Source organism: Salmonella sp. HY31 (assembly GCF_042604575.1).
Classification (GTDB): Bacteria; Pseudomonadota; Gammaproteobacteria; order Enterobacterales; family Enterobacteriaceae; genus Salmonella; species Salmonella diarizonae.
The window spans coordinates 1,172,763-1,192,972 of sequence record NZ_CP170479.1 but is presented as its reverse complement, the minus strand read 5'-3'; the positions used below and the strand labels follow the sequence as shown (position 1 = coordinate 1,192,972).

The following is a 20,210-nucleotide window of genomic DNA, read 5'->3' as shown; positions in this document are numbered from 1 at the left end:
GCTATGGTGCATTCAGGTAAGCCCGACAGACACAGCGCCATCGGGCCATTTTCATAACACAAGCGCTTACGCGTAAACCGGGAAGCGGGCGCAGATATCCAGCACTTTGCCCTTCACGCGCTCAATGACCGCTTCATCATTGATATTGTCCAGCACGTCGCACATCCAGCCAGCCAGCTCTTTCACTTCTGCTTCTTTAAAGCCGCGACGAGTGACTGCCGGAGAACCGATACGAATACCGGAGGTGACAAACGGGCTCTTCGGATCGTTCGGCACGCTGTTTTTGTTCACCGTGATGTTGGCGCGGCCCAGGGCGGCGTCGGCTTCTTTACCGGTCAGGTTTTTATCCACCAGGTCCAACAGGAACAGGTGGTTTTCAGTGCCGCCAGACACCACTTTGTAACCGCGATTCAGGAACACTTCTACCATCGCTTTGGCATTTTTCGCTACCTGCTGCTGGTAAACTTTGAACTCTGGCTCCATCGCTTCTTTCAACGCCACGGCTTTTGCTGCGATAACGTGCATCAGCGGGCCGCCTTGCGCGCTTGGGAAGACGGCAGAGTTCAGTTTTTTGTACAGCTCTTCGTCGCCGCCTTTCGCCAGGATCAGGCCGCCGCGCGGACCAGCCAGAGTTTTGTGCGTGGTGGTCGTGACCACATGCGCATGGGGAACCGGGTTCGGGTAAACGCCCGCGGCAATCAGGCCCGCCACGTGCGCCATGTCGACAAACAGGTATGCGCCGATGCTGTCAGCGATTTCACGCATTTTTGCCCAGTCAACCACGCCGGAGTAGGCAGAGAAGCCACCGATAATCATCTTCGGCTTGTGCTCTTTGGCCAGCTTCGCCATATCGTCGTAGTCAATTTTACCGGACTCATCAATACCGTAAGGAATGATGTTGTACAGTTTACCGGAGAAGTTAACCGGAGAACCATGAGTCAGGTGGCCGCCCTGCGCCAGGTTCATGCCCAGAACAGTATCGCCCGGCTGCAGCAGAGCGGTGTAAACAGCGAAGTTAGCCTGAGAACCAGAGTGCGGCTGAACGTTAGCGTAGTCGGCGCCAAACAGAGCTTTCGCGCGGTCAATCGCCAGTTGCTCTACGATATCAACATATTCGCAACCGCCGTAGTAGCGCTTGCCCGGATATCCTTCAGCATATTTATTGGTCAGCTGAGAGCCCTGCGCCTGCATAACGCGCGGGCTGGTGTAGTTTTCGGAGGCGATCAGTTCGATGTGCTCTTCCTGACGTACTTTTTCCTGCTCCATAGCCTGCCACAATTCGGCATCATAATCGGCAATGTTCATTTCACGCTTTAACATCCGCATCTCCTGACTCAGCTAACAATAAAATTTGTGCCTGAAAAGGCAGTCCGTGGGACTTCGGCCAACAGTATAACCGAATCATTCTTCGATAACAGGTCTTGACAAAGGTTTTTACGCAAACGTTTACCTGTACGTCAGATAAGGGTTTCCTGAACGAAAGCCTGACGAATTTCAACGGATTTCTTTTCAGCTTTGTGATGCAGATTTTTCACGTTGTTACGTCCACAACGTAAGGCATTGAAGAACCATTTACAATGCAAGGGTATTTTTATAAGATGCATTTGATATACATCATTAGATTTTCACATAAAGGAAGCACGTATGCTAGACGCACAAACCATCGCTACAGTAAAGGCCACCATTCCCCTGCTGGTTGAAACGGGACCGAAACTGACCGCCCACTTCTACGACCGTATGTTTACGCATAACCCGGAGCTCAAAGAAATCTTCAATATGAGCAACCAGCGTAACGGCGATCAGCGTGAAGCCCTGTTTAACGCTATCGCAGCCTACGCCAGCAATATCGAAAATTTACCGGCGCTGCTGCCGGCGGTAGAAAAAATCGCGCAGAAGCACACCAGCTTCCAGATTAAGCCGGAGCAGTACAACATCGTCGGGACGCATCTGCTGGCGACGCTGGAGGAAATGTTCAACCCAGGTCAGGATGTGCTGGACGCGTGGGGCAAAGCCTATGGCGTACTGGCTAACGTCTTTATCAACCGCGAAGCGGAAATTTATCACGATAACGCCAGCAAAGACGGCGGCTGGGAAGGCACGCGCCCCTTCCGCATCGTCGCGAAAACCCCGCGTAGCGCAATGATCACCAGCTTTGAGTTCGAGCCGGTCGACGGCGGTACGGTGGCGGAATACCGTCCCGGGCAGTATCTGGGCGTCTGGCTGAAGCCGGAAGGTTTTGCGCATCAGGAGATCCGTCAATATTCACTGACCCGTAAACCCGATGGTAAAGGATATCGTATTGCCGTGAAGCGTGAAGACGGCGGCCAGGTATCAAACTGGTTACACAATCACGCCAGCGTAGGCGATGTGGTGCATCTGGCCGCGCCGGCAGGTGACTTCTTTATGAATGTCGCCGCCGATATCCCCGTTTCGCTGATTTCCGCTGGCGTCGGCCAGACGCCGATGTTAGCGATGCTCGATACTCTGGCGAAAACACAGCATACTGCGCAGGTGAACTGGTTCCACGCAGCGGAGAATGGCGACGTTCATGCGTTTGCCGACGAAGTGAGCGAACTGGGCCGTACACTGCCGCGTTTCACTGCCCATACCTGGTATCGCGAACCGACCGAGGCCGATCGCGCCCAAAGCGTCTTTGACAGCGAAGGACTGATGGATTTAAGCAAGCTGGAAGCCGCGATCAGCGATCCGACAATGCAGTTCTATCTTTGCGGCCCGGTAGGCTTTATGCAATTTGCCGCAAAACAACTGGTTTCACTTGGCGTGAATAACGAAAACATTCATTACGAATGCTTCGGCCCGCATAAAGTGCTGTAATTGCAAGAAATCGTCTGAAAAAACGGGCTTTGCCGTTAAGAGGAACGCCCGTTTTCCTCCTCATCCCCCTACTTATTGCGCTACTTTTTACGCCTTTCTTTTACAAAAAAGGGGAATAAAAAAAGTCTGTGCAAATCGTGTTATTATTAACGTTTGACTTAGCTCGTTAGGGCATCTTTTTATGCAGCAACCTGTTGTACGCATTGGAGAGTGGCTGGTTACACCTTCTGTTAATCAGATCAGTCGTCAGGGACGCCAGATTACCCTTGAACCACGTCTGATCGATCTTCTGATGTATTTTGCGCACCACCCGGATGAAGTGTTAAGCCGGGATAACATTATTGATCATGTCTGGATGCGCACTATCGTGACCAACCATGTTGTCACCCAAAGCATTTCTGAACTACGCAAATCACTAAGAGACGGCGGAGACTGCAATGCAGAATACATCGTTACCGTACCTAAACGCGGCTATAAGCTGACGGCACCAGTTATCTGGTGCGAAGAAAATAGCGATGAAATCGATAATTCATCAACGTCGCCGCCGCCCCCGATCGCAGCGACATATGCAGAACCGACGGATGGGGTTCCGGCCGTTACGCCAGCGCCGCCCGCCACTTTGCAAGCGCCGGCTAAAAGGGCGAAAAAGCCGCGTATCGCTGCCTTCTGGACGTGGGTGATGTTCCTGCTCTCGCTGGCGACGCTGATCGTGTTTATTGTCATGTCGGTGGTAGATCATAATGCCGCGGTAACAAAAACGCGGTTATTACTTAACCCACGAGATATAGATGTTCGTTTTGAAGGCGGCAATTCCTGTAATAACTGGGTCTCGCAGGAGTCCTACGCCATCGGTCTGGGCGGCTTAATCACCGACCTGCTGAACACCTACTCGACTTTTATGGTGCACGATAAAACCAATTACCGGGTCAATGAGCCAAGCAGCTCCGGTAAGACGTTAACCATTCAGTTTGTCAATCAGCGCCACTATCGGGCGCAGCAGTGCTTTATGTCTGTAGTGCTCATTGATAACGCCGATGGTTCAACCATGCTGGATAAGCGTTATTTCGTCACCAATACTAACCAGTTGTCCATCCAGGATGATCTGTTTAATAGCCTGTCTTTCGTTTTAACACAGCCCTGGCCTAATCGTATGCGAGAACAACTGGCCCTGTTCAGAACGCCGCAAAATACCGCGCTGATGCGTTTTTATGAGGCGCGCCAGCTTATTCTGAGCGGCGATGCGCAGGCGCTAGGTAAAGCCAGCGATATTCTGAATGGCATTATTAAGGAAACTCCTGATTTCAACTATGCCTATGAATATAAAGTGCTGGTAGATGTATTACGGCAATCACAGCAGCCGTTTGATAAAGAACAAGTGGCCGCACTGAACGAAGAGTTTAAAAAAATAGATCAAATTCCGGGCGTTGAGAAAACGTCTGTTTATTATAAAATCAAGACCGTCGATCTGTTAGGCAAAGGTGATATCGATGCAGCGTATGAGGAAATCAATAAAAGCATCGAGCTTGAAATGTCGTGGTTTAACTATGTCCTGTTGGGGAAAGTTTACGAAATGAAAGGTGAGAATCGTCTGGCCGCTGATGCCTATCTGACCGCCTTTAATTTACGTCTAGGTGAAAACACTCTGTACTGGATCGAGAACGGCGTATTTCAGACATCCGTTCAGAAAATTGTCCCTTATCTGAATAGTTTTCTGGCAGAAGATTAAATTTAACGCTGAACCATGACAAATAAAAGCGAAAAGATATTAAATTTTTCGCTTTTATTTTGTGAAAAACATGTTGCCAAAAATAGCTTATGTTAATTTTGGCAACATATTCATCGCAAAGATATGTAAATATAACTCTTTGTAATTAAACGATGTTTATCCTTTCATGATATTTTTCATGATATTTATATGTTAATTCAAAAAAATCAATCTATCAGTTTTTTCATGTTTGTGTTTATTTCACTTTTTCTTTAGGACTTATCTCAACCCATTCGTTAATCTTGTCGACAGTTGAACGGGCACGCAGCATATATGAAGCATAAGCCCGGTTCTTAAAAATACAGCTCAGGAGAAATGAACATGAGTTCTGTCAAAAAGATCGGGCTATTTGCCTGTACTGGCGTCGTTGCCGGTAATATGATGGGGAGCGGGATTGCATTATTACCCGCCAACCTTGCCAGTATTGGTGGCATTGCCATCTGGGGCTGGGTAATTTCTATTATTGGGGCAATGTCACTGGCTTATGTTTATGCGAGGCTGGCAACCAAAAACCCTCAACAGGGTGGCCCTATCGCTTATGCTGGGGAAATATCTCCGGCGTTTGGTTTCCAGACCGGCGTTCTTTATTATCACGCAAACTGGATTGGTAACTTAGCCATCGGCATTACCGCTGTTTCTTATCTTTCTACGTTCTTCCCGGCATTAAATAATCCAATACCGGCAGGTATTGCCTGTATTGCTATCGTCTGGCTGTTCACCTTTATTAATATGCTGGGTGGGGCCTGGGTCAGCCGCTTGACAACGATTGGCCTATTCCTGGTGCTGATCCCGGTAGTCTTGACCGCAGTCGCCGGCTGGCATTGGTTCGATATCGCGACCTATCACGCGAACTGGAACACGTCCACGACGACCGATTCTCACGCCATTGTTAAAAGTATTCTGCTCTGCCTGTGGGCGTTCGTTGGCGTTGAGTCTGCCGCCGTCAGCACCGGCATGGTGAAAAACCCGAAACGCACCGTACCGCTGGCAACCATGCTGGGTACCGCGCTGGCAGGCATCATCTATATCGCCGCGACTCAGGTTATCGCCGGGATGTTCCCAGCTTCCGTTATGGCCTCTTCCGGCGCGCCGTTCGCTATCAGTACCTCCACGATTCTGGGTGGCTGGGCTGCGCCGCTGGTTTCCGCCTTTACCGCTTTCGCCTGCCTGACGTCTCTGGGCTCCTGGATGATGCTGGTCGGCCAGGCTGGGGTTCGCGCCGCCAACGACGGCAACTTCCCGAAAATTTACGGTGAAATGGATAAAAACGGTATTCCGAAAAAAGGTCTGCTGTTGGCTGCGGTGAAAATGACGGCGCTGATGATTCTGATCACCATCATGAACTCCAGCGGCGGTAAAGCGTCCGACCTGTTCGGCGAACTGACCGGGATTGCCGTACTGCTTACCATGCTGCCGTACTTCTACTCCTGTGTTGACCTGATTCGCTTCGAAGGGTTCAACATCCGTAACTCGGTAAGTCTGATTTGTTCTGTACTGGGCTGCGCGTTTTGCTTCATCGCACTGATGGGCGCCAGCTCCTTCGAACTCTCCGGCACCTTTATCGTCAGTCTGATCATCCTGATGTTCTACGGCCGCAAAATGCACCAGCGCCAGAACAACGACAGCGAAAACAATACGGCTGAAGCGCTTTAACCGCTAACTCCTTTTTCTCAAAGCCCCTTTCGTCACCTGCTATAGCGTAGCGGGAGGGGCCCACTTTACCAGGAACAAGACTATGAACGTTATTGCTATCATGAACCACATGGGCGTCTACTTTAAAGAAGAGCCTATTCGTGAACTGCATCGTGCACTGGAAGGTTTAAATTTCCGTATCGTCTATCCAAACGACCGAGAAGACCTGCTGAAGCTGATTGAAAATAATGCCCGCCTTTGCGGCGTCATTTTCGACTGGGATAAATATAACCTTGAGCTTTGCGAAGAGATTAGCAAGCTGAACGAGTATATGCCGCTGTACGCCTTCGCCAACAGCTACTCTACGCTGGACGTCAGCCTCAACGATCTGAGAATGCAGGTTCGCTTCTTTGAATATGCTTTAGGCGCCGCAGCCGATATCGCGGCGAAAATTCGCCAGAATACCGATGAATACATCGACAATATTCTACCGCCGCTGACAAAAGCGCTGTTCAAATATGTGCGTGAAGGAAAATATACCTTCTGTACGCCTGGCCACATGGGTGGGACCGCTTTCCAGAAAAGCCCGGTAGGCAGCATCTTTTATGATTTCTTCGGCCCGAACACGATGAAATCTGATATTTCGATTTCCGTTTCCGAACTGGGTTCGCTGCTGGACCACTCCGGCCCGCATAAAGAAGCGGAAGAGTATATCGCCCGCGTCTTTAACGCCGAACGTAGCTACATGGTGACGAACGGCACCTCTACGGCGAACAAAATCGTCGGTATGTACTCCGCGCCAGCAGGCAGCACGGTACTGATTGACCGTAACTGTCATAAATCGCTGACTCATCTGATGATGATGAGCGACATTACGCCGATTTATTTCCGCCCAACCCGTAACGCCTACGGTATTCTTGGCGGTATTCCGCAAAGCGAGTTCCAGCACGCCACTATCGCTAAACGGGTAAAAGAGACGCCTAACGCGACCTGGCCGGTTCATGCTGTTATTACTAATTCGACCTATGACGGTCTGTTGTATAACACTGACTACATCAAGAAAACTCTGGATGTGAAGTCCATTCACTTTGACTCCGCCTAGGTGCCTTATACCAATTTCTCCCCCATTTATGAGGGTAAATGCGGTATGAGCGGCGACCGGGTAGAAGGCAAAATCATTTATGAAACCCAGTCCACGCATAAACTGCTGGCGGCGTTTTCACAGGCATCCATGATTCATGTTAAAGGCGACATTAACGAAGAAACCTTTAACGAAGCCTACATGATGCATACCACCACCTCTCCGCACTACGGTATCGTTGCGTCAACTGAAACCGCAGCGGCGATGATGAAAGGTAATGCGGGTAAACGTCTGATTAACGGTTCTATTGAACGTGCGATTAAATTCCGTAAAGAAATTAAGCGCCTGAAAAGCGAATCCGACGGCTGGTTCTTTGACGTATGGCAGCCGGAACATATCGATGGGGCTGAGTGCTGGCCGCTGCGTTCAGATAGCGCATGGCATGGCTTCAAAAATATCGATAATGAACACATGTACCTCGACCCGATCAAAGTCACTATCCTGACTCCGGGGATGAAGAAAGACGGTACGATGGATGAATTCGGTATTCCGGCAAGTCTGGTCGCCAAATATCTCGATGAACGTGGCATCATCGTAGAAAAAACCGGCCCGTACAACCTGCTGTTCCTGTTCAGCATTGGTATCGACAAAACCAAAGCTCTGAGCCTGCTGCGCGCGCTCACTGAATTTAAACGCGCCTTTGACCTGAACCTGCGCGTCAAAAACATTCTGCCGGCACTGTACCGCGAAGCACCTGAGTTTTATGAAAATATGCGAATCCAGGAACTGGCGCAGAATATTCATAAACTGGTCGAACACCATAATCTGCCGGACTTAATGTACCGCGCGTTTGAAGTGCTGCCGACAATGGTGATGACGCCGTATACTGCGTTCCAGAAAGAGCTGCATGGCGAAACGGAAGAGGTATATCTTGAAGAGATGGTTGGACGCGTCAACGCCAACATGATCCTTCCTTACCCTCCGGGAGTGCCGCTGGTGATGCCTGGTGAAATGATCACCGAGGAAAGCCGTCCGGTACTGGAATTCCTGCAAATGCTGTGCGAAATCGGCGCTCACTACCCGGGCTTCGAAACCGATATCCACGGCGCCTATCGTCAGGCGAACGGACGTTACACCGTTAAGGTGCTGAAAGAAAATACGAAATAAGTACCAAAGGGAAGTGGCTTGCCACTTCCCTTTTTCACGCAGCAAGGAGACTTTATGAAAACACCCTCACAACCGCGCGCGATTTTTTACATCGTGGCGATTCAAATTTGGGAATACTTCAGCTTTTACGGCATGCGTGCCTTACTCATCCTTTATCTTACCCACCAGCTTGGTTTTAATGACAGCCACGCGATCAACCTCTTCAGCGCCTACGCCTCTTTAGTTTACGTTACCCCTATTCTTGGCGGCTGGCTTGCCGACCGCCTGCTTGGCAACCGCGTGGCGGTTATCACCGGCGCCTTATTGATGACGCTGGGTCATGTGGTATTAGGCTTAGAATCTGATTCAACGCTGAGTTTATATGTGGCGCTGGCCATTATTATCTGCGGCTATGGCTTGTTTAAATCCAATATTAGCTGTCTGCTGGGCGAACTTTACGCACCTGATGACAACCGCCGCGACGGGGGATTCTCGCTGCTTTACGCCGCCGGAAATATTGGTTCGATAGCCGCGCCGATCGCCTGTGGTCTGGCGGCGCAGTGGTATGGTTGGCATGTCGGCTTTGCGCTGGCGGGCGTGGGAATGTTCATCGGCCTGCTCATCTTTTTAAGCGGTCATCGTCACTTTCAGCAGACGCGCGGTGTTAATCGCCCCGCGCTGCGGGCGGTTAAATTCGCCCTTCCAACCTGGGGCTGGCTGGTATTAATGCTGTGTATCGCGCCGGTATTCTTCACCCTCCTGCTGGAAAATAACTGGTCTGGCTATGTGCTGGCCATTGTCTGCGTCTTCGCGGCGCAACTTATCGCCCGTATTATGGTTAAATTTCCCGAACACCGTCGCGCCTTGTGGCAAATCGTACTGTTAATGATCATCGGCACTCTCTTCTGGGTTCTGGCGCAGCAGGGCGGAAGTTCGATCAGTTTATTCATCGACCGTTTTGTCAACCGCCACTGGCTGCACATGACCGTCCCCACCGCGTTGTTCCAGTCGGTCAATGCGATTGCGGTGATGGCGGCGGGCGTGATGCTGGCGTGGCTGAGCAGCCCGAAAGAGAGCGCCCGCTCGGTACTGCGCGTCTGGCTTAAATTTGCCGTGGGGCTGGTATTAATGGGCAGCGGTTTTATGCTACTGGCGCTAAACGCGCATCAGGCCCGGTTAGACGGGCAGGCATCAATGGGAATGATGATCGCAGGGCTGGCGCTGATGGGCTTTGCGGAGCTGTTTATTGATCCGGTAGCGATGGCGCAAATTACCCGTCTCAATCTGCCGGGCGTCACAGGCGTACTGACCGGTATCTATATGCTGGCGACCGGCGCGGTCGCTAACTGGCTGGCTGGCGTCGTCGCGCAACAAACCACGGAATCGCAAATTAGTGATACGGCTGTAGCCGCCTACGGACACTTTTTCTCGCAAATGGGCGAGTGGACGCTAAGTTGCGTGGCGCTGATCGTCGCCATTGTCGGCCTGAGATGGCTTTGCACTCGAACCACGCCGGCGCTACCGCAGGGCGATTAAACGGTGGTTCGCTGCCCACAGGGAGGAGATAGGCAGCGAATCGGCACATCAGATAGCCGCGTCGTCTTCTTCACCAGTACGGATACGAATAACGCGGGCGACGTCAAAGACAAAAATCTTACCATCGCCGATTTTCCCCGTCTGCGCGGTACGAATGATGGTGTCAACACAGGTATCCACGATGTCGTCAGGCACAACGATTTCAATTTTTACCTTCGGCAGAAAATCCACCATATATTCCGCGCCGCGATACAGCTCGGTGTGGCCTTTTTGACGGCCAAAGCCTTTGACTTCAGTTACCGTCATCCCGGTAATACCTACCTCGGCCAGCGCTTCACGGACATCGTCCAGTTTGAAGGGTTTAATAATCGCATCAATCTTTTTCATGCTATTCCTTGAAAAGGTCGCCTGTGTTTTGATCGGTTAAACGTAACATATTTCGCACTACTTTACGGCATGAAAACTACTCTTTGAAATCATTCGCATCCAGTTCATGACGGGAGAGTAGCTTGTAGAATTCCGTGCGGTTGCGCCCCGCCATCCTTGCCGCGTGCGTCACGTTACCTTTGGTAATTTGCAGTAACTTGCGCAGATAGTTCAGTTCAAATTGGTTTCGCGCTTCGGCAAAGGTTGGCAGCGCGGTGTTTTCGCCTTCCAGCGCCTGCTCGACCAACGCATCGCTGATCACCGGCGAAGAGGTTAACGCCACGCATTGTTCAATGACGTTGACCAGTTGGCGCACGTTGCCCGGCCAGCTTGCCGTCATCAGCCGCTTCATCGCGTCGGTAGAAAAGGCGCGGACAAATGGTTTATGCCGTTGTGCCGATTGTCTGAGCAGATGATTAGCCAGCAGCGGAATATCCTCGGTACGCTCGGCCAGCGCCGGAATTTTCAGGCTAACTACATTCAGCCGGTAGTACAAATCTTCACGAAATTCGCCCCGCGCCATCGCCTTCGGCAGATCGCGGTGCGTCGCAGAAATAATTCGCACGTCGATATCGATATCGCGATTGCTGCCCAGCGGCCTGACTTTGCGCTCCTGTAACACCCGCAGCAGCTTCACCTGTAACGGCGCGGGCATATCGCCAATTTCATCCAGAAACAGCGTGCCGCCTTCCGCCGCCTGGAACAACCCTTCACGATTGCTCACCGCGCCGGTAAAAGCGCCGCGCGCATGGCCGAATAATTCGGACTCCAGCAACTGTTCCGGCAACGCGCCGCAGTTAATGGCGACAAAGGGCTTGTTACTGCGCGGGCTGGCGTTATGAATGGCCTGTGCAAAAATCTCTTTCCCGGTGCCGCTTTGTCCGTTAATCAGCACGCTGACATCCGACTGTGCAACCATGCGCGCCTGTTCAAGCAGTCGCAGCATCAGCGGGCTACGAGTAACGATAGATTTGCGCCAGCTATCGTCCGTCGCGGGAGCGGACTGCTCCAGCGCTTCATCTATCGCTTTATATAACGCGTCTCTGTCGATCGGCTTCGTCAAAAAGCTGAATACGCCCTTCTGGGTAGCGGCCACCGCATCCGGAATGGAACCATGCGCCGTCAGAATGATAACCGGCATTCCCGGCTGTACTTTCTGAATTTCTGTGAACAGTTGCATACCGTCCATTTCATCCATGCGCAGGTCGCTTATTACCAGATCTACTTTTTCCCGATGCAGTACCCGTAGTCCTTCCTGGCCGCTCTCGGCGGTAACCACGCTGTATCCTTCGCTGGTCAGGCGCATACCGAGTAATTTCAGTAATCCGGGATCGTCATCGACCAGCAGTAGGTGCGCCGGTTTACGGCTTATCATGGCGTTACCTCATCTTGTGACGGCGACGGCGCCGCGCCATCTTCAGAGGTCGCGGGTTTGTCATTCGTATGCGGCGTCTCGGCGTTGTAATTCCCTGCCGGTTTCCGTGTCGAAAGCTGGCGCTCAATATCGGTTAAACTCTCCAGCTTACGGGTGGTAAGATCGAACTGCGTTTGCAAGGCCTGTTGCTGCTGGCGCAGCGCATCCAGCTCACTATCTGACGTTTGCTGGAGTTTGCTATAGCGCTGACGTTCGGCAGAAAGGGCTAATTGCAGCGCCTGACCGTCATGCCAGATTTGGTAAACGGGCCGTACCTGAGCCGGTATTTGCGCGCTTAACGCCTCCAGACGGGATACCATGGCGCGACGCTCCGGCGGCGTAATTTTTGCATCCGCCAGTAAGATCCCGCGCCTGAAGGCATTCTGCCAGTTATCATCCGTCAACGCACGCGCCTCTGCGCGCGACTGAACCGGCATCAAACGATCGGCGCAGTCAATCGCGCGTAGCCAGTACAGCGGATTCGTCTCCACCGTCTGCCCGCGTAGCGACCAGATATCCGCGCACGCCGTCGGGAGATAATCCGCCAGTTGATAATGGGGGAGCTTGTCCTGCGCTGCGCTATCGGGCAGTTGCTGTGCGGCGTGGGGAACACATGCGGTCAGCGCCAGACACGATATGCCCGCCGGTATTCCCCACCGCAAAAGGCATCGTTTAATAGTTTGGACTAAAACGTGTGACATACTCACCAGGCTTAAATTCATATTAGTGTTTGTCAGATGTAGGGAGCGGCAGCGAGATGCGAAAACAGACTTCTTGCGCGTTGTCATCCACCAGTCGGATCTCTCCCTGCATTCGACGAATACAATCTCTGGCGATACTCAGCCCTAACCCACTGCCTTTTACTGCCCCTTTTCGCTGGTGGCTTCCCTGGAAAAAAGGCTCAAAAATCATTTCTCTTTCCGTTTGCGGAATCGGCTCACCGCTATTAATCACATCGATATAAACCGTGGAGCCCTGAGAGCGACTACGGATATAAATGTTACCGGATTCAGCGCCGTAGTGCACCGCGTTGGAATAGAGATTATCCAGCACGCTCATCAGCAACATTGGCTCTGCCATGCAGCGCTCGGCCTCCAGGTCGACATCGGTATGCATCATTTTAGCGCGGGCAGGTAAACTGTGGGCGGAAACCACCATATCCACAAGCGGCGCGATATCAACCGCTTCCAGCTCTGTGGCACTGTCCACCAGTTTCCGGTTGTAATCAAGCAATTGCTCAATCAATTTTTGTAAATTACGACTGCTGACATCCAGAATATCGACTACCTCTTTTTGCTCCGGCGTCAGCGGCCCAACCACCTGATCGGCCAGCAGCTCTGTCCCCTCGCGCATACTGGCCAGCGGGGTTTTCAGCTCATGAGACAGGTGACGTAGAAACTGATGCCGCTGGGATTCCAGCCACGCCAGGCGCTCACTCAGCCAGATAATGCGCTGCCCCACCGATCGTAATTCACGCGGACCGGTAAAGGTGACAGTATTCCCCAAAGAACGGCCCTCGCCCAGGCGATTAATCATCCGTTCAATTCCTTTCACCGGCCCGATAATCATGCGGGTAAAAAGTAGCACCATCGCCAGACTCACCAGAAATAGCACCAGCGCCTGCCAGCCGAAAAATTGTCCGCGCTCGGCGATTTCTTGTTGTAACTGCTGCCCGCGCGAGTAAACGACAGTACGCGTCGCCTGCACCATTTCCGTATTGGCATTGGCAAAAGCCTCCAGACGCGCGGCGGCCGCCGCTTCCGGGCCGCTATCTTTACACTGTAATTGTGCCAGCGCGTTTAAATCCTGGCGTAACGCCTGATACAGCTTATCATCCGGCAAGACACCGGCATGGGCGTCCAGCATATCGCTATAGCGCTTACGCTGGCTTTGATACACCTTCGCCAGCGTCGAATCGTCAAGCACGCAATACTGTCGGTAACTTCGCTCCATCTCCAGCGCGACGTTGGTCATCGCCTCACTACGCCGGGCGTCAATAAGCGTGCTGCGGTTAGTCACCGCGGCCTGATCGCTTAACGCGTTAAGACTTTGCCACGCCTGCCAGGCCAGAACCAGCAACGGCAGCAAGATTAGCAAAAAGGCCAGCATGACCAATTGTCGTAAAGATCGGGGGAAAACAGACCAGCGCTTCAACGTGTCGCTCACATAAAAGAAGAATAAAAAAGATGCTAACCGAGGGGAGCGCCAGATACAACAAAGCCGGGTTAAACCCGGCTTTGTTGCGGAATAAGGCGGTGCCTAACTCGACGTTTCGCCCGGAGGTTGATAAAGCTACGCTATTATCAGAAGTTGGACGGCAGGCACCTTGTTGTGCGTCATTCGAAGTTTATGTAGCGCGTCCCTAAGGGGCTGACATAAGAAGGTGAATGAGCCACTGATTACTATTATGCAGTAACTGTGCCAGGTTGCAAAACAATTCATTAATTTGATGATTTTAATGTGTTTTATAACCTGTCCGTATCCTGATGCTGGCGGGCAAAATTTCAGCAACATGTCGCTAAGAAGCGACACTAAAAACCATCATCTTAATATCATTCAAAAAACAATGAGTTAAGTGTCACCCTTTAGCGACACTACGTGTATGGTGATGTCGGGGTTTCACGACACCACCAAAATACCGGACAGCGACGCCTGGAACTACCCTAACTGCTTACGCGCATTACGGAAGATACGCATCCACGGACTATCCTCCCCCCAGTTTTCCGGGTGCCAGGAGTTGGCGACGGTGCGGAATACGCGTTCCGGATGCGGCATCATAATCGTCACCCGACCATTTTCGGTCGTCACCGCCGTGATACCGTTCGGCGAACCGTTCGGGTTAGCAGGGTAACGTTCGGTCACGTGACCGAAATTATCCACGTAGCGCAGGGCGACCAGGCCTTTGCCCTCAAGCGCCGCAAGATGCGCATCGTCACGCACCTCAACGCGCCCTTCCCCATGAGAAACCGCAATCGGCATCTGTGAGCCTACCATTCCTTGCAGCAGCAGCGATGGGCTTTGCGTCACTTCCACCAGACTGAAGCGGGCTTCAAAGCGGTCAGAATGGTTACGTACAAAACGCGGCCACAGTTCGCTGCCCGGGATCAGCTCGCGCAGATTCGACATCATCTGGCAACCATTGCACACCCCAAGCGCCAGCGTTTGCGGACGATGGAAGAAGGTTTCAAACTCGTCACGAACGCGATGGTTAAACAGAATGGATTTCGCCCAGCCTTCACCCGCCCCCAGCACGTCGCCGTAGGAAAAGCCGCCGCAAGCCACCAGCGCGTGGAAGTTACCCAGACCGATGCGACCGCCCAGCAGGTCGCTCATATGGACGTCAATAGCGTCAAAGCCCGCGCGATGGAACGCCGCCGCCATCTCCACGTGAGAGTTCACCCCCTGTTCGCGCAGTACAGCGACTTTCGGTCGTGCGCCTGTCGCAATGTACGGCGCGGCGATATCTTCATTAATGTCAAACGACAGCTTCACGTTGAGGCCCGGATCGGCATCATTCGCTTTCGCCTCATGTTCCTGGTCGGCACATTGCGGATTGTCGCGCAGACGCTGCATCTGCCATGTGGTTTCCGCCCACCAGACACGCAGCGTAGTGCGGCTTTCGCTGAATACCGTCTGGTCATTAGCGGTAATCACAAAGCGATCGCCTGCCAGGGCCTGACCAAGGTAGTGGACGCAGTCAGCAAGGCCGTACTGCGCCAACAGCGCTTCGACCGCGTCTCTGTCTTCAGCGCGTACCTGAATCACGCCGCCCAGCTCCTCGTTGAACAGTGCGGCCAGATGGTCATCGCCCAGCGCGGCGATATTGACCTGCACGCCGCAGTGGCCGGCAAATGCCATCTCGGCCAGCGTCACCAGCAGACCGCCGTCGGAACGGTCGTGCCAGGCCAGCAGTTTACGCGCAGCGACCAGCGCCTGCATGGCGTCATAGAAGCCTTTCAGTTGCGCGACGTCACGCACGTCCGCGGGTTTGTCGCCAAGCTGACGATAGACCTGCGCCAGCGCCGTTGCGCCCAGCGCGTTGTGGCCTTTGCCAAGATCGATCAGCAGCAAGGCGTTATCTTCCGTTGAAAGCTGCGGCGTAAGGGTATGACGCACGTCTTCCACGCGGGCAAAGGCGGAAATCACCAGCGACAGCGGCGAGGTCATTTCGCGCTGTTCGTTGCCTTCCTGCCAGCGAGTTTTCATCGACATCGAATCTTTACCCACCGGAATGGTCAGGCCAAGCTGCGGGCAGAGTTCCTCTCCCACCGCTTTAACCGCGTCATACAAACCGGCATCTTCGCCAGGATGACCGGCTGCCGCCATCCAGTTAGCGGAAAGTTTGATGCGCTTGATATCGCCAATCTGCGTCGCGGCGATGTTGGTCAACGCTTCGCCGACGGCCAGGCGGGCGGAGGCGGCAAAGTCCAGCAGCGCCACCGGCGCACGCTCGCCAATCGACATCGCTTCGCCGTAGTAGCTGTCGAGGCTGGCGGTAGTGACCGCGCAGTTAGCCACCGGGACCTGCCACGGGCCGACCATCTGATCACGCGCCACCATACCGGTGACGGTACGGTCGCCAATAGTGACAAGGAAGGTTTTTTCCGCCACGGTCGGCAGATGCAGAACACGATTTACCGCGTCGGCAATCGTGATATCCGCGCGGTTCAGCGCGTCGCCTTTCGCCTTCAATGTTTGCACATTGCGGGTCATTTTCGGCGTTTTACCCAGCAGGACATCCAGCGGCAGGTCGATCGGCTGATTGTCGAAATGGTTATCATGCAACGAGAGATGCTGTTCTTCGGTAGCGTCGCCAATGACCGCATACGGCGCGCGTTCGCGCTTACACAGTTCATCGAACAGCGGCAACTGGTCAGCCGCCACCGCCAGTACGTAGCGCTCCTGGGATTCGTTACACCAGATTTCCAGCGGGCTCATGCCCGGCTCGTCGCTAAGAATGTCGCGCAGTTCGAACTTCCCGCCGCGCCCGCCGTCGCTAACCAGCTCCGGCATCGCATTGGAGAGACCGCCCGCCCCCACATCATGGATAAACAGAATCGGGTTGGCGTCGCCCAACTGCCAGCAGCGGTCGATCACCTCCTGGCAGCGGCGTTCCATTTCCGGGTTATCACGCTGAACAGAGGCAAAATCAAGATCCGCATCAGACTGGCCGGAAGCCATTGATGATGCCGCGCCGCCGCCGAGACCGATATTCATCGCCGGACCGCCGAGGACAATCAGCTTCGCGCCTACGACGATCTCGCCTTTCTGCACGTGATCGGCGCGGATATTACCGATCCCACCCGCCAGCATGACAGGCTTGTGATAACCACGCAGTTCTTCACCGTTGTGGCTTTTCACTTTCTCTTCATAAGTGCGGAAGTAGCCGGTCAACGCCGGGCGACCAAATTCGTTGTTAAACGCCGCGCCGCCCAGCGGGCCTTCGGTCATGATATCCAGCGCGGTGACAATACGTTCCGGCTTGCCAAAATCCTCTTCCCACGGCTGTTCAAAACCCGGGATACGCAGGTTAGAGACTGAAAAACCCACCAGACCGGCTTTTGGTTTCGCACCGCGCCCGGTGGCGCCTTCATCACGAATTTCGCCACCGGAACCGGTCGCCGCCCCTGGCCACGGAGAGATGGCGGTTGGGTGATTATGCGTTTCGACCTTCATCAGAATGTGCGCGGGCTCCTGATGAAAATCGTAACGGCCGGTATTGTGGTCGGCAAAGTAGCGCCCCACCGCAGATCCTTCCATCACCGCGGCATTGTCTTTATAGGCGGATAGCACATAGTCCGGCGTGGTTTCGAAGGTGTTTTTAATCATTTTAAACAGCGATTTCGGCTGCGGTTTACCGTCGATAATCCAGTCGGCATTAAAAATCTTATGGCGGCAGTGCTCGGAGTTTGCCTGGGCGAACATGTACAGTTCGATATCGTTCGGGTTGCGCCCCAGTTTGGTAAACGCCTCCTGCAAATAATCAATTTCATCCTCCGCCAGCGCCAGACCGAGACGCAGGTTGGCGTCAATCAGCGCCTGGCGGCCTTCTCCCAGCAGATCGACACTGGAAACCGGCGCAGGCTGATGGTGGATAAACAATTTTTCCGCATCGGTTAAAGAAGAAAACACCGTCTCCATCATGCGGTCGTGCAGCTCTGCGGCAACTTGTCGCCACTGTTCCGCCGTCAACGTCGAAGCCTCGATATAGTACGCTACGCCGCGCTCCAGACGATCAACCTGTTGCAAGCCGCAGTTGTGAGCGATATCCGTTGCTTTCGAAGACCAGGGGGAGATAGTGCCAGGACGCGGCGTGACCAACAGGAGTTTACCCACCGGCGTATGACTGCTAAGCGCCGGGCCGTATTGCAGCAGACGGGTAAGCTGCGCCTGCTCGCTATCATTTAACGGGGCGTTCAGGTCAGCAAAATGGACATACTCAGCGTATATATTGTGGACCTGGAGGTTGGCAGCCTGAAAGCGCGCCAGCAGTTTATTGATACGGAATGCAGACAGTGCAGGCGAACCACGCAGAATTTCCATCATAAGTCTCTCGTCTTCTAAGCTTCGGTGTGCGCAAGGGGGGAAACGGACGTCATTATAAAGAATCTGACGCGCCGACGAAACCGTTTGCGTAGAAATAAAATCACCGCATTTTCTTGTCATACGGTGCGGCTATCGTTGCGAATAAGTTGCCAACTGGCGCATTGTTACGCAAAATGCCGCTCATTGATGACTTATCTATTGCAGCAAAACATCTTCTTCAGCCCGAGGCAACGCACGATTCAGAGAATTAACTAATTGAAAAAATTAAAGATTAATTATCTGTTCATCGGCATATTGACGCTGCTGCTGGCAGCAGCCCTTTGGCCCTCTATCCCCTGGTTCGGTAAAACCGAAAACCATGTCGCCGCGATTCAAGCCCGGGGGGTATTGCGCGTCAGCACGATCGACTCGCCATTAACCTATTCCGTTATCAACGGTAAAAAATATGGCCTGGACTATGAACTGGCACAGCAGTTCGCCAACTATCTCGGCGTAAAGCTGAAAGTGACGGTACGCCAGAATATCAGCCAGTTGTTTGACGATCTGGATAACGGCAATGCCGACCTGCTCGCGGCAGGGCTGGTCTACGACAGCGCGCGCGTTAAAAACTATCAGCCCGGTCCCATGTATTACTCGGTTTCGCAACAGCTTGTCTACCGGGTCGGACAATATCGCCCACGTTCGCTGGCGACCGTTAACGAGAATCAGCTTACCATTGCGCCGGGGCACGTCGTGGTCAATGATTTACAGCGTTTAAAAGAGACAAAGTTTCCCGACCTGAGCTGGAAGGTGGATGATAAAAAAGGCTCGACGACGCTGCTGGAAGAGGTCATCAGCGGCAAACTGGATTACACTATCGCCGATTCAGTGGCGATCAGTCTGTTTCAGCGCGTCCATCCCGAACTGGCCGTAGCGCTGGACGTCACGGATGAACAGCCCGTGACCTGGTTTAGCCGACTGGACGACGATAATACGCTCTCCGCTGCGCTGCTCGATTTTTTCAATTCGATCAATGAAGATGGTTCTCTGGCGCGGATTGAAGAGAAATATCTGGGGCATGGCGATGATTTCGACTACGTTGACACCCGCTCTTTCCTGCGAGCGGTGGATAACGTCCTGCCGGAGCTGGAACCGTTATTTAAAAAATATGCCAAAGAGATAGACTGGCGTCTGTTGGCGGCGATTTCTTATCAGGAATCGCACTGGGACCCGCTGGCGACCTCGCCAACCGGCGTGCGCGGCCTGATGATGCTGACTAAAAATACTGCCCAAAGTCTGGGGTTGACCGATCGTACCGATGCGGAGCAAAGCATAAGCGGCGGCGCTCGCTATCTTGAAGATATGATGGCTAAAGTTCCCGAAACCGTTCCGGAAGACGAGCGTATCTGGTTTGCTTTAGCCGCCTACAATATGGGTTATGCGCACATGCTCGACGCCAGATCGCTAACGGTAAAAACCAAAGGCAATCCGGATAGCTGGACCGATGTGAAGCAACGTTTGCCGCTATTAAGCCAAAAACCGTATTACAGTAAGTTAACCTACGGTTACGCGCGCGGACATGAGGCTTATGCTTATGTGGAAAATATCCGTAAATACCAGATAAGTTTGGTGGGGTATTTGCAGGAAAAAGAAAAGCAGGAAGCGGAAGCCATGAAACTGGCGCAGGATTATCCGGCGGTATCCCCGGAGGAGCTGAATAAAGCGCCCTTCCCCTTCCTTTCGTTTTTATCGCAGTCATCAGGCTACCTGACGCATTCGCCGTCTTTACTGTTTACACCGCAGAAGAAAGAAGAAAAATAGCGCGGTGGTCTTATTGGATGGCGACGCGC

At 53.0% G+C, this 20,210-nt stretch carries 12 protein-coding genes and 1 pseudogene; 7 read left to right on the top strand and 6 right to left on the bottom strand.

The annotated features are described in order from the left end of the window. Positions 1 to 66: 66 nt before the first annotated feature. Positions 67 to 1,320: a serine hydroxymethyltransferase gene (gene glyA / locus ACE15A_RS05515; RefSeq protein WP_053510774.1), complete on the bottom strand. Its 1,254-nt coding sequence runs from the start codon at positions 1,318 to 1,320 to the stop codon at positions 67 to 69. 324 nt (positions 1,321 to 1,644) lie between these two features. Here glyA and hmpA point away from each other — a divergent pair, with 324 nt between their 5' ends. The 5 genes and pseudogenes from hmpA (at position 1,645) to dtpD (ending at position 9,995) form a co-directional block, all read left to right on the top strand. Continuing rightward, a complete protein-coding gene (gene hmpA, locus ACE15A_RS05510) occupies positions 1,645 to 2,835 on the top strand; it encodes an NO-inducible flavohemoprotein (protein ID WP_053510776.1) in 1,191 nt (396 codons plus the stop codon). A gap of 181 nt (positions 2,836 to 3,016) precedes the next feature. Then, a complete protein-coding gene (gene cadC / locus ACE15A_RS05505; protein ID WP_053510779.1) occupies positions 3,017 to 4,561 on the top strand; it encodes a lysine decarboxylation/transport transcriptional activator CadC in 1,545 nt (514 codons plus the stop codon). A 360-nt stretch (positions 4,562 to 4,921) separates the two neighbouring features. Then, positions 4,922 to 6,253: a cadaverine/lysine antiporter gene (gene cadB / locus ACE15A_RS05500; protein WP_000100010.1), complete on the top strand. Its 1,332-nt coding sequence runs from the start codon at positions 4,922 to 4,924 to the stop codon at positions 6,251 to 6,253. A gap of 82 nt (positions 6,254 to 6,335) precedes the next feature. Then, a pseudogene (gene cadA / locus ACE15A_RS05495) lies at positions 6,336 to 8,480 on the top strand (lysine decarboxylase CadA). Between the two features lie 54 nt (positions 8,481 to 8,534). Further along, positions 8,535 to 9,995: a dipeptide permease DtpD gene (gene dtpD / locus ACE15A_RS05490; protein ID WP_053510780.1), complete on the top strand. Its 1,461-nt coding sequence runs from the start codon at positions 8,535 to 8,537 to the stop codon at positions 9,993 to 9,995. Between the two features lie 48 nt (positions 9,996 to 10,043). Here dtpD and glnB read toward each other — a convergent pair whose 3' ends face one another. The 5 genes from glnB to purL form a co-directional block, all read right to left on the bottom strand. Continuing rightward, complete coding sequence (gene glnB / locus ACE15A_RS05485; RefSeq protein ID WP_000717694.1) at positions 10,044 to 10,382, bottom strand: nitrogen regulatory protein P-II; 339 nt, start codon at positions 10,380 to 10,382, stop codon at positions 10,044 to 10,046. A gap of 76 nt (positions 10,383 to 10,458) precedes the next feature. Then, complete coding sequence (glrR, locus tag ACE15A_RS05480; RefSeq protein WP_024134831.1) at positions 10,459 to 11,793, bottom strand: two-component system response regulator GlrR; 1,335 nt, start codon at positions 11,791 to 11,793, stop codon at positions 10,459 to 10,461. Then, on the bottom strand, positions 11,793 to 12,557 hold the full coding sequence (qseG, locus tag ACE15A_RS05475) for a two-component system QseEF-associated lipoprotein QseG (RefSeq protein WP_077944458.1): 765 nt from the start codon (positions 12,555 to 12,557) through the stop codon (positions 11,793 to 11,795). The genes glrR and qseG overlap by 1 nt, the downstream gene beginning before the upstream one ends. A 1-nt stretch (position 12,558) precedes the next feature. Beyond that, entirely contained in the window at positions 12,559 to 13,989 is a 1,431-nt protein-coding gene (gene qseE, locus ACE15A_RS05470) for a two component system sensor histidine kinase QseE/GlrK (RefSeq protein ID WP_129382376.1), read from the bottom strand. 504 nt (positions 13,990 to 14,493) lie between these two features. Further along, positions 14,494 to 18,381 carry a phosphoribosylformylglycinamidine synthase gene (gene purL, locus ACE15A_RS05465; RefSeq protein ID WP_053510785.1) on the bottom strand — a complete coding sequence of 1,296 codons (3,888 nt, stop codon included), beginning with the start codon at positions 18,379 to 18,381 and terminating at the stop codon, positions 14,494 to 14,496. Positions 18,382 to 18,405: 24 nt separating this feature from the next. Here purL and ACE15A_RS05460 point away from each other — a divergent pair, with 24 nt between their 5' ends. Together ACE15A_RS05460 and mltF are read left to right on the top strand one after the other, a co-directional pair. Further along, the gene (locus tag ACE15A_RS05460) at positions 18,406 to 18,636 is read left to right on the top strand and encodes a hypothetical protein (RefSeq protein WP_053510787.1); all 231 of its coding nucleotides are present in this window, start codon (positions 18,406 to 18,408) and stop codon (positions 18,634 to 18,636) included. Next, on the top strand, positions 18,637 to 20,181 hold the full coding sequence (gene mltF / locus ACE15A_RS05455; protein WP_023246007.1) for a membrane-bound lytic murein transglycosylase MltF: 1,545 nt from the start codon (positions 18,637 to 18,639) through the stop codon (positions 20,179 to 20,181). Positions 20,182 to 20,210 lie beyond the last annotated feature (29 nt).

Coding starts and splice junctions, on each gene's coding strand:
- cadB (WP_000100010.1), top strand. CDS start 4,922: ATGAGTTCTGTCAAAAAGATCGGGCTATTTGCCTGTACTGGCGTCGTT.
- cadC (WP_053510779.1), top strand. CDS start 3,017: ATGCAGCAACCTGTTGTACGCATTGGAGAGTGGCTGGTTACACCTTCT.
- purL (WP_053510785.1), bottom strand. CDS start 18,381: ATGATGGAAATTCTGCGTGGTTCGCCTGCACTGTCTGCATTCCGTATC.
- glyA (WP_053510774.1), bottom strand. CDS start 1,320: ATGTTAAAGCGTGAAATGAACATTGCCGATTATGATGCCGAATTGTGG.
- qseG (WP_077944458.1), bottom strand. CDS start 12,557: ATGAATTTAAGCCTGGTGAGTATGTCACACGTTTTAGTCCAAACTATT.
- dtpD (WP_053510780.1), top strand. CDS start 8,535: ATGAAAACACCCTCACAACCGCGCGCGATTTTTTACATCGTGGCGATT.
- hmpA (WP_053510776.1), top strand. CDS start 1,645: ATGCTAGACGCACAAACCATCGCTACAGTAAAGGCCACCATTCCCCTG.
- glnB (WP_000717694.1), bottom strand. CDS start 10,382: ATGAAAAAGATTGATGCGATTATTAAACCCTTCAAACTGGACGATGTC.